Annotated in this window: 15 protein-coding genes; 6 read left to right on the plus strand and 9 right to left on the minus strand. The window is 60.3% G+C overall.

Annotation, left to right across the window (positions count from 1 at the left end):
* Positions 1-516 (minus strand): ArdC-like ssDNA-binding domain-containing protein (locus EOA32_RS24060; protein ID WP_128373067.1); only part of this gene is annotated, 516 nt, incomplete at its 3' end.
* A 611-nt stretch (positions 517-1,127) separates the two neighbouring features.
* On the opposite strand from EOA32_RS24060, the gene EOA32_RS40065 reads away from it, so the two are divergent.
* A complete protein-coding gene (locus EOA32_RS40065; RefSeq protein ID WP_245454735.1) occupies positions 1,128-1,697 on the plus strand; it encodes a hypothetical protein in 570 nt (189 codons plus the stop codon).
* A gap of 6 nt (positions 1,698-1,703) precedes the next feature.
* On the opposite strand, the gene EOA32_RS24070 is transcribed toward EOA32_RS40065, so the two are convergent.
* Complete coding sequence (locus tag EOA32_RS24070) at positions 1,704-2,903, minus strand: cation:dicarboxylase symporter family transporter (protein WP_306462679.1); 1,200 nt, start codon at positions 2,901-2,903, stop codon at positions 1,704-1,706.
* A gap of 707 nt (positions 2,904-3,610) precedes the next feature.
* On the opposite strand from EOA32_RS24070, the gene EOA32_RS24075 reads away from it, so the two are divergent.
* Positions 3,611-4,000, plus strand: a complete 390-nt coding sequence (locus tag EOA32_RS24075) for a hypothetical protein (protein WP_024505560.1) — start codon at positions 3,611-3,613, stop codon at positions 3,998-4,000.
* Positions 4,001-4,189: 189 nt separating this feature from the next.
* On the opposite strand, the gene EOA32_RS24080 is transcribed toward EOA32_RS24075, so the two are convergent.
* The 3 genes from EOA32_RS24080 to EOA32_RS24085 all read right to left on the minus strand — a co-directional run bounded on the left by EOA32_RS24080 (position 4,190) and on the right by EOA32_RS24085 (position 5,207).
* Positions 4,190-4,435 carry a hypothetical protein gene (locus EOA32_RS24080; protein ID WP_063169243.1) on the minus strand — a complete coding sequence of 82 codons (246 nt, stop codon included), beginning with the start codon at positions 4,433-4,435 and terminating at the stop codon, positions 4,190-4,192.
* Between the two features lie 174 nt (positions 4,436-4,609).
* A complete protein-coding gene (locus EOA32_RS40630) occupies positions 4,610-4,744 on the minus strand; it encodes a hypothetical protein (protein WP_256754986.1) in 135 nt (44 codons plus the stop codon).
* Positions 4,737-5,207 (minus strand): hypothetical protein, encoded by a 471-nt coding sequence (locus EOA32_RS24085; protein ID WP_245454734.1) that lies wholly within the window; start codon positions 5,205-5,207, stop codon positions 4,737-4,739. Before EOA32_RS24085 ends, EOA32_RS40630 begins: the two co-directional genes overlap by 8 nt.
* 599 nt (positions 5,208-5,806) lie before the next feature.
* Here EOA32_RS24085 and EOA32_RS40070 point away from each other — a divergent pair.
* Complete coding sequence (locus tag EOA32_RS40070; RefSeq protein WP_063169245.1) at positions 5,807-6,055, plus strand: DUF6074 family protein; 249 nt, start codon at positions 5,807-5,809, stop codon at positions 6,053-6,055.
* A gap of 366 nt (positions 6,056-6,421) precedes the next feature.
* On the opposite strand, the gene EOA32_RS24095 is transcribed toward EOA32_RS40070, so the two are convergent.
* From EOA32_RS24095 to panB, 4 genes are all read right to left on the minus strand, one after another.
* Positions 6,422-7,054 carry an acyl-homoserine-lactone synthase gene (locus EOA32_RS24095; RefSeq protein WP_126057769.1) on the minus strand — a complete coding sequence of 211 codons (633 nt, stop codon included), beginning with the start codon at positions 7,052-7,054 and terminating at the stop codon, positions 6,422-6,424.
* Positions 7,055-7,146: 92 nt separating this feature from the next.
* Positions 7,147-7,866, minus strand: coding sequence for a LuxR family transcriptional regulator (locus EOA32_RS24100; protein ID WP_126057768.1), 720 nt, complete (start codon positions 7,864-7,866; stop codon positions 7,147-7,149).
* Between the two features lie 98 nt (positions 7,867-7,964).
* The gene (gene panC, locus EOA32_RS24105; RefSeq protein WP_024505565.1) at positions 7,965-8,873 is read right to left on the minus strand and encodes a pantoate--beta-alanine ligase; all 909 of its coding nucleotides are present in this window, start codon (positions 8,871-8,873) and stop codon (positions 7,965-7,967) included.
* Complete coding sequence (gene panB, locus EOA32_RS24110; protein ID WP_126063927.1) at positions 8,870-9,706, minus strand: 3-methyl-2-oxobutanoate hydroxymethyltransferase; 837 nt, start codon at positions 9,704-9,706, stop codon at positions 8,870-8,872. Before panB ends, panC begins: the two co-directional genes overlap by 4 nt.
* A gap of 171 nt (positions 9,707-9,877) precedes the next feature.
* Here panB and EOA32_RS24115 point away from each other — a divergent pair, with 171 nt between their 5' ends.
* From EOA32_RS24115 to EOA32_RS24125, 3 genes are all read left to right on the plus strand, one after another.
* Complete coding sequence (locus tag EOA32_RS24115) at positions 9,878-10,840, plus strand: hypothetical protein (protein WP_126063926.1); 963 nt, start codon at positions 9,878-9,880, stop codon at positions 10,838-10,840.
* A 62-nt stretch (positions 10,841-10,902) separates the two neighbouring features.
* Positions 10,903-11,877, plus strand: coding sequence for a quinolinate synthase NadA (nadA, locus tag EOA32_RS24120; protein WP_126063925.1), 975 nt, complete (start codon positions 10,903-10,905; stop codon positions 11,875-11,877).
* Positions 11,874-12,331: FAD-dependent oxidoreductase (locus EOA32_RS24125; RefSeq protein WP_128373068.1), on the plus strand; the 458-nt coding region annotated here is incomplete at its 3' end. The genes nadA and EOA32_RS24125, both read left to right, overlap by 4 nt.

The following is a 12,331-nucleotide window of genomic DNA, read 5'->3' on the forward strand; positions in this document are numbered from 1 at the left end:
CTGCGGGACCATCTCGCGCTCAGGCAGAGGCTCGCCGGCGGCGTAAAGATGTTCGGGCAGATTATCGCACTGCGCGACATCGAAGACGGTGAAGCGCTTCAGGAAGGGCACCGCCTGCGGTTCGTCGCCATCGGTGTCGGCGCGTTGCTTTTCGTTCTTGGGAACAAAGCGGTCAGCGTGAACGATGGTGGTGCCGTGCTCGCCCTTCCTGACATTGCCGCCAAGCGAAAGCGCCTGCCGGAAGGTGAGCCAGTTCTGGCTGGGGAAACCGCGCTCGATGACCGCGCCCCACAGGATCAGGATATTGATGCCGGAATATCGGCGCTGGGTGGCCGCATTCCGCGGCAGGCCGAGGCCTGTCCTTGCCCTGCCCCACGGCTTGACCCATGGCACGGTGCCGCGCTCCAGTTCGGCAATGATGCGGTCGGTGATTTCCTGATAAAGGCTGGCGCCGGTGCGCCCGCCACTGTCTGCGCCAGCCTGTCGGCTGCCGCAACGTTTGTTGTTTGCACGCATCGTGATGTCCTCCGCTCTACAATCGCGCGCCCTCCCCGGAAGCGGGGTGGGCGGCAAAAGCGACCGGAAAGGCCCGCCGTCGGAGGCGGACTGCATCAGCAGGACCGGAACGGAGTGGAGGACCCGAAAGCGACAAGCGAAGGGTTGCGGGACGCCGCGGCGGGCCTAGAAGGGAGTGCTGCCCACCCTGCGCCAGGGGGAAGGCCACAATAGAAAGACGCCGGCCGACAGGCCGGCGACCGTCAGCAGCCGAAGGCTGCCCCGCGCCAGGGGGCGATGCCGCAGGGCCAAGACCGCCTGAGCTTGCCGAAGAAAAGCGGGCTCGGTTCACGAGCACCCGGCCAGCGACTTCAGGCGCGGGCGCTCAGGATTGTTGTTGGCGCCCACGGCAGCTGGATGACCGCAACAAGATTACGAGGAGCGACAGCAAAGCCAGCTGCCACAAACGGCACGCTCCGGCAACAACAGCGTGGCCGGTCTACAGATGCTGCCCCGCACGAGAGCCAGCACGCTTTGAGCGCGCATCGGCGATGCAAGCGTTGCAAGCTGGCCATGTCCACAAGGTCGGCGACCACTATATCGCCGACCACCAACGCGGGCGTACCGTCTAAGTGCAGACCTTTCGCGAGTGCGCGGACCGCGCATTTCATCTGCGATGGCCGGATCTTGCATTCCCGCTTGAGCTGCTCAACGTCAAGGCCTACACGCGCTGCGATCTTGAGAGTGACCCTTCAACTGGGGGAAATCATAAGGGCGCGGTGGAATTCGTCGAACTTTCCCTGTTTTCTCGAGGCGAGTGCGGCGAAGGCTGGGAATTGGGAATCCGGTCCCAGGACCGGGAACTGTTTGATCACAAGCTTCAGATTGGGTTCATGCTTGAAGGCTTTTTGGTAGTTGATATCAGCCAGTCTGCAATGCGGACAGTTGTGGTAGTCATTGAATATGACCAGAACGGCATCGCCTTGCGGGTTGCCGGCGATTGGCGAAGGAGATCGTTGTCGAATGCGCCGCTCCACTTTTGCCTGTCGGTCGACCACGCCTGCCGGTGCAGGTTCGCGCTATATTGGCTCGCCAGCAAGGCGAGGAGTAAAAGAAGAGCTGCGACAGTGATGGCAGTCGGCTTAGACATGAGTCTCCAATCCATGGACGGCGTGGCAGCAACGGCCGCCTTTTTGGTGTAAAATGGGTCAGTTTTGATCGTGCCCCGCAGTTGCTACAGGCGCACAGGTGCCGGTGCGATCTGGCGGTTTCTCAAATACGGCTTTGCGCCATCGGGTCCACCCCAATAGCTGAGCGTCGTTCGCACGGGGAATTGTGTTCACCACGCCGGGCGACTTGACCGTCCACCGCCGGAGCGCTGAACGGTCCGCTAGTGAGGCGCTCCCCGAATCGTCGTTTATCCCGCTCGCCCCGGACCGGGTGACAGCCAGCGTTGCCGCTACGCTGCGGAGAAAAACCGTCAGCGCGTGGCATTCGGACATAAGCTGATCGACGCCAAGAATAAGCCCCACGGAGGTGACCGGTGCGGCCGGAACAAGAAAGAGCGTTGCAGCCATTGTGACGAGGCCTGCACCGGTAATGCGGGTTGTTCCGTTCGAAGGGAACAATGCGACAAACAGCATGAGGATCCGGCAGCCGATCGGGAGATCAGTTTTCGTCGCTTGGGCGATGAAAAGGGCGGCGAGCATCATATTCGTGCCGTCCAGATTGAATGGAATGAGACCCACGACCGAATGCGTGGCGCCGGCCCTTTCCATCTTCTCCATGAGCGAGGCCAGCGCGGCCTCTGAGGAGGACATTGCGAGCAGCAGCTCGTCCTTGATGTATCGGACGAGAGAGAAGAGCGAGCGGCCGTTGTAGCGGCAGACCGCGCCGAACAGGACCGAGAGGAACAAGACTTGCAGGATGTCGCCTTCCGCGAAGGCATTGGCAATCGTTGACGGGATGATGTTCATCAGGAAGCTGGTCACGGACTGCTCGTGAGCCGTGGCCACATAGCCCTTAACGGCTTGGACATCGAGCGAGGCCGGATCGATGTTGAGGCCGGCGCCAGGCTGAACGATATTCGCGACAATCAGCCCGACAACAAAAGCGAGCGTCGAAAAGGTGAGAAAATAGACCATCGCCTTGGCGGCAACTCGGCCGACCTTCTGCAGATCGCTCATGCCGGCAATGCCGGTCGCCATTGTCAGGAAGATGACAGGTACGGTGATTATCTTGACGACATCGACGAAGGCATCGCCGAGCGGCTTCAGGCTGTGGCCGGTCTCCAAATGGAAATAGCCGATTGCGGCACCCAGGATTATGGCGGCAAGTACCTGCACGTAGGTCCGGGCAAAATGGCGCTTGCGGGGCGCTGCGATCGCGCGGGGAACTCTTGGAACCAACACCGTCTCTCTCCTTGACCGGATCGGGGTGGGGCTCCTCCCTCTCCCATGCAGTGCTCCGGTCGAACGCTGCGCCCACTTCGGCGCAAACGATGTGCCAAATAGCAAAGAGGGGAAAACGCGCAGGACCTCACGCAATGCTTGCGATTCGCTCTCCCACACTCGTGCAGTGGTTGCCTGTCGCAACTATGGAAGGGTCGATTCTTGGGAACTCCAAAGGCCGCTCTTTGCGTCGAGCAGCTTGGCTGCCTGGAAGGTTCCCTCTTTGCCTTGCGGTCTGCGAGCTGAGTCCAGATCGTCATCATTTGGCTGCGCGCCGCACGGGGCTCGAAAGATTCAATCGAGGACGGGTCCTCTTGGAAAACGGGGGCAGCGTTGGTCAAGCCCTTCCACCCTGCTGTCCCAATGGTGTTCAGAAGCTCAGTTCACGATCAAGCGATGGATCAGCGTCATCTGGCGTTTGCGCCATCGCGGCGGCGTTGCAACGGGTCTGCCAAAGATGAGAAGGCCGCGAGGCAGGGTCCGAGACCTAGACTCCAACCTCATAGCGCGCTCGGCTCGCGTTCGGAAGGTTCGAACCGCAGCACGATCAGGTGGCGACACCGTTGGTCGGAACCGGAACCCGACGAATGATCGTTCGTGACCGACATCTGTGAACAAGCAGTATGTGTCATTGCAATCACCACCCGTTGCGCGGAAATGCCCATATGGCCGTGAATGAACTGGATTTGGTGATTTTCCAGATGGCGGTGGAAAGCGTCCGCTTGCTCTCTTCAAGCTTTGATGAGAAGGCGGCTGAGATAGCCACGAGGAGCCGTGGTAGCCTTCTTTTTGACGTGCGGGTGGACGGTGACCTGGAGGTCCAGCGAGTCGCAGCCATTGGATATCCAGGCGACAAGATCGGTGTGGTGGCATTGGACCGAGAGGGCCTTGTTAGCTGTTGTTGCCTAGTCAATGGCACCTTCTCACCTTTCATTGCACCGTTGGAGAACTGGACCAGCATGCCCCTTTCGATGCAGGCCCAGATCGATGTCACAGGCTATGCGAGGCTCCTTCTGGCCGCCTTGCGAAATGCTGGACATATGCTGGACAGGTAGCATCGCGATGATGTCTGTGATGAGATGGTGCAAACGGCTGGATGAGGCGATCGCTTGCTGGCAGCTTTGGCAACAAAGCGATCGGTGAGTTCGCAATGCTGGAACACGTCCTTTAGACTCTGCAGTTAAGTTAGCGGACTACCATCTGACGAATGCCCTCTGACAGTCTGCATGGCGCGGCATGCCCTCTTAGGAATGCAGCCGTGGTTCTACACCATCGGCTGTTTTTGTGTCGAAGGCGACGGGCACGCCATGAACGAAGGAAGCGGCCGCCAACAGTTCCTCCAACTCGCGGTCGGTGGCCTTGCATGCCGGCATTAGTGTTCGGATGGCGCGGATCGCCTGCGCCATGGAGAGAAAGCGGACCCTTCCCCTGGAAAGGACATAGGCTTCTGCGGCTTTTTCGACGGTGACGGTGTGAAACGAATTGGTCATGACGAATTCCTCCCTGAACCCTGACCAACCCGACTTATGGCACGAATTCGACCGCCTTCAAGCCTATGTCCGATTGCGGACAATAGCTGCGATTCGTTCAAAACCGCTGATGCTTTTGGGCGACCTGGTGAGGGGCAAGGAGACGTCGGCTGAACCCGTTTCAACCGACATGCTTCAGGCAGCGGCCAGGCCGAAATAACGCTGCTCCTCCTTGTCATAAGCGCCATGTGTGAGCTTTATCAATCCGGCACGGTCGATGATCGTGATCTCGCCGCGCTTGGCGTGCACCAGTCCTCGATACTCAAGCATTTGCAGGGCCGTGGTGACCCCGGGCGGTGGGCGCGAGCATGGTCGCCAGAAATTCATGCGTCGGGAGGATCTTATCTCCTTCCGCACGGTCGTGGACCATCAGCTGCCAGCGGGCCAGCCGTTCTTCGATCTTGGAGTGGCCATTGACCAGTGCCGTCCGGCATGATTGGACGAGGAACGCGTGGGCATAATCCAGCACTGAGGTGCGAAGCGACGGGCTAATCGCAGGGCGAAGGTTTTCAACCGGCAGGCGCCAGGTAGTGCTTTCCTTTCCGAGAATGACGGCAATTCCTTTCATCCCGTCATAGCCGACAATGCCGACTTCACCTTGCCGCCCGCCGGTCATGGTGGCGACCACCGACGCGATGCCCCTCTCGGGAAAATATACGTTCTTGATCGGCTGATGCGCGACCTCCAACTGGTCCTTGATGCCCGGTTCGACGTGATGCAGCGATGGTCGCAAAAGCGCGAAGTCCTGCGGGGTGAGGGCTTCAGCACCTGGTCGCGAAAGAGGGATCGGGCAAGGCTCTCTTCCAACGGGGCAAGAGCGCGTACGTCTTACTGTCGGCTGCACCGAAGTAAATGCCGGCCGATGCCAAAGCATAGGCTTCGAAACGCGCGATTGCAAAGCCCTGTCGGGGCAGTGCAGTCATGCTAGAAGTCGCGCCGCCTACGATAGGCAGCGGATGACATGATTCCCTTCTGCGGCGGCCACCAAGAACGGCTCGGGCACGCTTTAATCGTTCATACACAAGCTCGCAGGAATGTAAGCAGCGGAACAATCGGGTGATTCGTACCGCCCTGCCCTTTCAGAGATCAAGTCATTGGACGTCAATTCGGCTGGAACGCCTCGTCGAACGGCCCAGGAAAATGCAGCCGGATGAGCAATGGTGGTTCACCTTATGTGCGGTCCCGGATATGCGGTCCGGCGGCTCATCTCCCAATAGCTTGTCGATGGGGAAGTGGAACTCGTCATGTCGCCGCGAACCGTCACCGCGCTAGCGGGGCTCTTTTGAAGACGCCGGTGTTTTTCTTTGTGGAACTGAATCTGTGAGGTGATTGATGCATGAATCAAACATTTGCGTATTTCCGCTGCATCGGCGACGTATATTGGTCGAAAGTATCGCCCAGGCCCTCGAGACCAAGAACGGCGAGGCGGCGAGTGCGTTCTGGCGCTGTGCTGCCAAGAAAATGCTCATTCAATTGTCCGATGTAGGAATTGCGCCAGAGCTCGCTGCGCAGGAGGTTGGAAGCCTTCTTCATGCGGTCTTGGACGACATGGCCAACCGAACGGTAATGCACAAAGCATAGGCTCGGGCGCTGTTGGACCGCGCGTCAGCTCGGGTCCTTATCAGGGGACTGCTCCGACTGGCCGACGGTCCGGCCAAACCGGCATACCGGCAAAGGTTTGAGGTTGCGATCGCTCACGGCGGCCGGTCCAATATTCTAAGACGACCTCAGAAGCCACGTTGGCTTCTTTGGACGAAGCGGAGGGGCGCCATTTTGGCGTGCTCACGCTGGACTGCGGGTTGCGCCTACGGAAATCCAAAGTCCGGCCGCGCGAGCCAATCGACCGGAACAGTCGAAAGCTCGTGGGGGCGGGTCCGCTCACCCTCACGGCGGCGGTGGCGGCCGTGAGCAGACTTAACTCAAGTCACGGCTGAGCATCCGCAGGCGCTATGCCGATTGGATGAGAACTGGTTGCCACAACACCGGCCCGTTGAGGCGTCCCCTCCAGCGGATGCGCAAGAGACTGGCGTAGGAAATATCGAGGAAGCCGGCGACTGCCTCGGTGTTGCCGACCTGCTTGGGCTGTCCGATACGTGACAACGGCCAGGTGGCGAGACGAAGGATCCTTTCGATGCGCGTATCTGTCACCGTTACGATCCCGGAGAGATTGTTGGCCAAGCCGAATTCGATGATCCCCGCGAAGAGCTCGTAGGTTGCTTGGGCCAGGCCGCCAGCTGCCTTCGGCGCTGTCGCAGGGAGATCGAGCGCGAAACGACTACTCTCCCAGATATCGGCACTCGCAGGGACCACCATCTCATCCAGCAGCGTCGGAAACGTATCGCGCAACATTGTCGGTCCGGTGGTCGGCAAAAGGCGGACGCAGCCGCAAGTTCGCCAATCGGACCCCTTGAGAAGCAGGTAGACGGGGTTCAGGCTGTCAAACGGGTCCGTTTCCATTTCGCCTTCGGTCTGCACTTCCCAATCGAGCCGCTTCTTGAAAACCCGATACCTAAGTCCGTGCATTTCCTTGAGTTCGCTCGCAAACTCGGCGTAGCAGTCGGGTGTTATCAGCTGCATCATTGTCGTCTCCGTGCGGGATGTGTCCACGCAATCGAAGGGCAAAGCCGTCATGAATGCAGCCTGTAGACCTTTACAGCTAGACTTGGAGAGGATCAGGATCTCGCCCGAGCAGCCATCCGCACTACGGCCTGGTTGATGGTTCGCACGCCAAGCTTCGCCTTGGCGTTTTCCTGATGGAAGGTCACGGTGCGTTTCGAGACACCGAGAATCTGGCTGATATCCCAGGCCGACTTGCCGCACGCCGCCCATTTCAGGCACTCGAACTCCCGCCGGGTGAGCGTTATGCCATCTACCACGCAATCTTCGGCGAGCCTGCGCCGGGCATGGATATGAACGTTGATCGCAACCAGTTGCATTGCTTTTTCGTAGCGCGTCAGCGACCTCAGAAATGGCGGATGCGCCTCGTTGGAGGCGAAGGTCAGTGCGGCGAACCGGCCGCGATGATCATGCATCGACATGGTCAGTCCGCCGCGAATGCCGAACTCAGCTGCTTTTTCCAGGACTTCCTGCTGAGAGGTCGGCAAATAACGGTGATCGCGGTCCACACCCCAGTCGAAGGTATCCCAGCCCCGCAGTCCCCGCAGGATCACGGGATCCACGCTGTGGTAGCGCTGTTGCAGGTAATGTGATGTCCATGATGATGGATAATTCGAGATCAATCGCGGCCTGTCGCCGGAAGCGGATGGGTAGGTGAAATAAGCGAAGAGCGGAAAGTCGAACCCGGCTGCGGCGGACGCCATTGCCTCATGGAGATCGACGGCATCGACGCTTGCAGAGAGTTGCTCGACCAAGGTTTCAAATACGCGATGCATCTGCGCTTAGCGTACCTCGCGGAGGTTGCTGGAAGCCGACGGAGACGTGGTTCTAAATGATGGCCTGTCCCTGCAGGGCATACGACGCGCCGCCGTCATCACCGCAATTGCTGTGCTGCTTCCGATTGGAGAGAGCTCCGCCCACCTGACCAACTACCGATGGGTGATATTGCGACGTTATCGATGAGCCGCGTGTCGCCAAGCCAAGCCGCAGCAAGCAAGCGTGCCGGTCGGTCAAGGCTTGCTAACGATTGCAGGTCTGTTTCTCCGCGCAGCTCCAGGTATTCGAGCTCGCGATAGCCGGCAGCCAGAATTGCTGCACGCGCTTCATCAAGCGTAGGCAGGATGGGGGAGCCGCGTGCAAGCCGCTCGGCCGTATCGAGCAGGACCGATGCTAGTTTTGGGGCAATGGCGCGTTGGGCTGGGGAGAGCCGCACGTTACGCGACGATAGCGCAAGACCATCGGCTTCGCGGACTGTCGGACAGGGCACAATAGTGATCGGAATGTCGAGATCCCGGACCAAGCGCCTGACAAGCTGAAGTTGCTGAAAATCCTTTTCGCCAAAAAAGGCGAAGTCAGCGCCGGCCTGCAGGAAGAGCTTGGCCACGACCGTCGCCACGCCATTGAAATGGCCGGGCCGGAATGCGCCGCAAAGGCATTCGCTGATGCCGGACACTGAAACGGCCGTGGCGAAGCCCACCTGGTACATTTCCTCTGTGTCCGGCACATAGAGCAGATGCGTGCCCAGCAGAGCGAGCTTGGCAGCATCGTCGCTTTCCGTCCGAGGGTAGGCAATCAGGTCGGCGGGGCTGTTGAACTGCTTGGGGTTTACGAACAGCGTCACGATCACCCGCTCGGCCCTTTCGAGCGCCTTCCGCACGAGGCTCAGATGCCCGTCGTGCAAGGCTCCCATGGTCGGCACAATACCGATCGTGGCACCCGAGCGACGCCATTGCGCAACGACGCCGCGCAGCTCGCTCACGGTTCGAGCGATCGGCACGCTCATGTGAAGTCACCGGCCTTCAAGGCGTTGACATAGAGATGTTCGACCGCCGGAAAGTGCCGGTTCCGCACATCGGTGGCGTAAGCGGCGATTGCCGCCTCAGCCTGCTCACCGAGCTCGGCATAGCGTTTGACGAACTTCGGCCGAAATGAGGTGAAGAGCCCGAGCATATCGTGGCTCACCAGAATCTGGCCGTCGCAAGCTGGCGAGGCACCGATGCCGATTGTGGGTATGTCGATATCGGCGGTTATCTGCCGTGCAAGCTGCTCCGGTATCTTTTCCAGCACCAAGGAGAAGGCGCCCGCTTCGGTTACCGCCCTGGCGTCGCGCCTGATCCGCTCTGCATCGGCTCCCCGGCCCTGCACACGATAGCCTCCAAACGTGTTTACCGCCTGCGGCGTCAGGCCCACATGGGCCATGACAGGTACGCCGCGCGCGGTAAGGAAGCGGATGGTTTCCGAGATGGTCTCGCCGCCCTCGATCTTTACCGCTGAACAACCGGTCTCACCCATCACGCGCGCAGCGTTGCCGAAAGCGTGCTCTGGGCTTTCCTCGTAGGAACCGAAGGGCAGGTCGACGACCATCAGCGCGTGTTCAAGGCCGCGGCGAACGGCCTGTCCGTGCATGATCATCATGTCGAGCGTGACCCCCAGCGTCGACGACAGGCCGTGCAGCACCATGCCGACGCTGTCGCCGACAAGAACGATGTCGCAGTGGCGATCGAGCAGCCTCGCGACCGGCGTGGTGTAGGCCGTCAAGCATACAAGTGGCGTCTGGCCTTTTCGCGATCGAATATCTGGAGGAGTCATCCCTTTTATCTCACCAGCCGCGCTCAACCGAGGCCCCTTCCCTTACGTTACCAACAGCGGGTGTCGCGTTTGGCATATTTTTGTGCGACTGCGAAGAGCTAAAAACAGCGCTTGAGTACTCTGGTGTTGACGTGCTGGCTTCCAAGGTTACATTCAATCGATTAAGGCGCTCCGTTGGGCCAACCCGCTTTCGCAAACATGGATCCTCAGACAAGAAGAACCAAGAAAGGCAAAGCCGCCGTCAAAGCTGACGAAGCCAAAGTGGACCTGACTGCCGTCGTGGTCGCCGTAAACGACAGTGAGCCCTGTGTCCTCACAGTCGGTCATGCGGACACCCTCCCTTCTGGACCTTTTGCCCTTGAGCATCGATCACTGCAGTCGGGTTTGAGGGGGTGGGTGGAGCAGCAGACCGGCCATGCACTTGGATACATCGAGCAACTCTACACCTTCGCCGATCGCGATCGCATCGGCACTGAGCGCCACCAGCGCGTCATCTCAATCAGCTATCTCGCATTGACCAGGAAGGAACAGGCAACGAACTCGGCCGCGTGCGGCTGGCAAAGTTGGTACGAATATTTTCCCTGGGAGGACCACCGCTTCGGCACGCCGCCTGTGCTGCTCGATAGATTGCGGCCCCGCCTGATTGAGTGGGCCGGCGGCGCCAGCGAGCCGACCACTCAACGCGAGCGCCGGCAGCGCGCTGCGATAGCCTTCGGCTTCGACGACCGCCATTGGAACGAGGAACTCACGCTCCAACGCTACGAGTTGCTCTATGAAGCTGGTCTGATTGAGGAGGCCGGTGGCGGCAGGGACGCGATTGCGGCCGCGGCTGGCAAACCAATGGTCGCTGACCACCGTCGTATTCTGGCAACCGGGATCGCGCGGCTGCGTTCGAAGATCAAATACCGGCCGGTCGTGTTCGAGCTTATGCGGCCTTCCTTCACGCTGCTGCAACTGCAGCGAACCGTGGAAGCTTTGGCTGGCAGGCTGATCAACAAGCCGAACTTCCGGAGATTGGTCGAGCAGCAGGAACTTGTTGAGGAGACCGGGGAGACCTCCCTCGACACGGGCGGCCGACCGGCGAAGCTTTATCGCTTCCGGCATGCCGTCCTCGACGACAGGGCTATCGCCGGGACAAAATTACCGCTGGCGCGGGCTTGACATACTTATAGTCAAGGTAGATATATTCCCTTATTGTCAAACCGAATATAATCGAGGCGCCAATGACTGGGGCGTTACCTATGGCTGCGTCCCTGTATGAGCGTGTCCGGCGGGTGATCCCACCCGTTGAATGGCTCGCGTTCGCCGGCGATATTGAAGCCATCTTAGCGCTGAAGCGTGAGCGCAATGCGGTGGTGCTGGCGCACAATTACCAGACGCCCGAAATTTTTCATTGCGTGGCAGACATCGTCGGCGACAGCCTGGCGTTGGCCCACAAGGCGGTGACGGTCGACGCCGACATCATCGTGGTTGCCGGCGTTCATTTCATGGCCGAGACGGCAAAACTGCTCAATCCGAACAAGACCGTGCTCATCCCGGATCTCCGCGCCGGCTGCTCGCTGGCCGAATCGATCACGGCAAACGACGTGCGGCTAATGCGGCTGCGGTATCCGGGGGTCCCCGTTGTTACTTACGTCAACACTTCCGCCGCCGTAAAAGCGGAGTCCGACATCTGCTGCACGTCCGGCAACGCCAAGGCGGTGGTGGAATCGCTTGGCGTGGCGCGTGTGCTGATGCTCCCGGACGAATATCTGGCGAGGAACGTGGCAGCCGATACAGACGTCGAGATCATCGCCTGGAAAGGCCATTGCGAGGTGCATGAGCGCTTCACCGCAGCAGACATCCGGGAACTGCGCGATGCCCATCCAGGCGTCATCGTGCTGGCCCATCCAGAATGCCCACCAGACGTTGTCGCGGAGGCGGAGTTCTCCGGCTCGACCGCGGCGATGTCGGATTATGTCGAGCGTGAGAAACCGACGCGTGTCGTCCTTCTGACCGAATGTTCGATGAGCGACAACGTCGCGGTCGCGCATCCCGACGTCGAGTTCGTTCGCCCATGCAATCTGTGCCCGCACATGAAGCGCATCAACCTGGCCAACATTCGCGCCGCACTCGAGCAGAACCGGCATGAGGTCCGGATTGATCCCGAAATTGCCGGCCCCGCCCGCCGCGCGGTCGAGCGCATGCTTTCCCTATGAGTCTGGAGGTTCGCGACATCGCCGGGGCGCCGGTCGTCATCGGCGGCGGCATTGCCGGCCTGATGACGGCGCTTCATCTGGCGCCGGAACCGGTCGTGCTTTTGACCAACGCGCCGCTTGGAACCGGAGCCTGCAGTGAACTTGCCCAGGGCGGTCTTGCGGCAAGTCTCGGGGGCGACGACGGCCCAGATTTTCACCTTTGCGACACGATAGCTGCCGGCGACGGACTCTGCGATGAGGCCACGGTGCGGCGAGTGGTACGAGCTGCACCCGAAGCGATTAGGACGATCCAAAGGTTCGGCGTCGACTTCGACCAGCACCCTGACCGCGCGTTGCGACTTGGGCTCGAGGCGGCACACTCGCGACGGCGAATTGTGCATGCAGCCGGCGACGCCACCGGTCGCGAGTTGGTGCGCGCGCTCGTCGCCGCGGTTCGGCGTACAGCCTCGATCAC

Source organism: Mesorhizobium sp. M1A.F.Ca.ET.072.01.1.1, from assembly GCF_004023325.1.
Taxonomy (GTDB): Bacteria; Pseudomonadota; Alphaproteobacteria; order Rhizobiales; family Rhizobiaceae; genus Mesorhizobium.

Bases quoted from the DNA above. Each gene is read 5' to 3' on its own strand.
- panC (WP_024505565.1), bottom strand. From the start codon at position 8,873: ATGAGCGTGCCGATCGCTCGAACCGTGAGCGAGCTGCGCGGCGTCGTT.
- nadA (WP_126063925.1), top strand. From the start codon at position 10,903: ATGACTGGGGCGTTACCTATGGCTGCGTCCCTGTATGAGCGTGTCCGG.
- EOA32_RS40630 (WP_256754986.1), bottom strand. From the start codon at position 4,744: ATGCTTGAGTATCGAGGACTGGTGCACGCCAAGCGCGGCGAGATCACG.
- EOA32_RS24095 (WP_126057769.1), bottom strand. From the start codon at position 7,054: ATGATGCAGCTGATAACACCCGACTGCTACGCCGAGTTTGCGAGCGAA.
- EOA32_RS24075 (WP_024505560.1), top strand. From the start codon at position 3,611: ATGGCCGTGAATGAACTGGATTTGGTGATTTTCCAGATGGCGGTGGAA.
- EOA32_RS40070 (WP_063169245.1), top strand. From the start codon at position 5,807: ATGCATGAATCAAACATTTGCGTATTTCCGCTGCATCGGCGACGTATA.
- EOA32_RS24100 (WP_126057768.1), bottom strand. From the start codon at position 7,866: ATGCATCGCGTATTTGAAACCTTGGTCGAGCAACTCTCTGCAAGCGTC.
- EOA32_RS24115 (WP_126063926.1), top strand. From the start codon at position 9,878: ATGGATCCTCAGACAAGAAGAACCAAGAAAGGCAAAGCCGCCGTCAAA.
- EOA32_RS24080 (WP_063169243.1), bottom strand. From the start codon at position 4,435: ATGACCAATTCGTTTCACACCGTCACCGTCGAAAAAGCCGCAGAAGCC.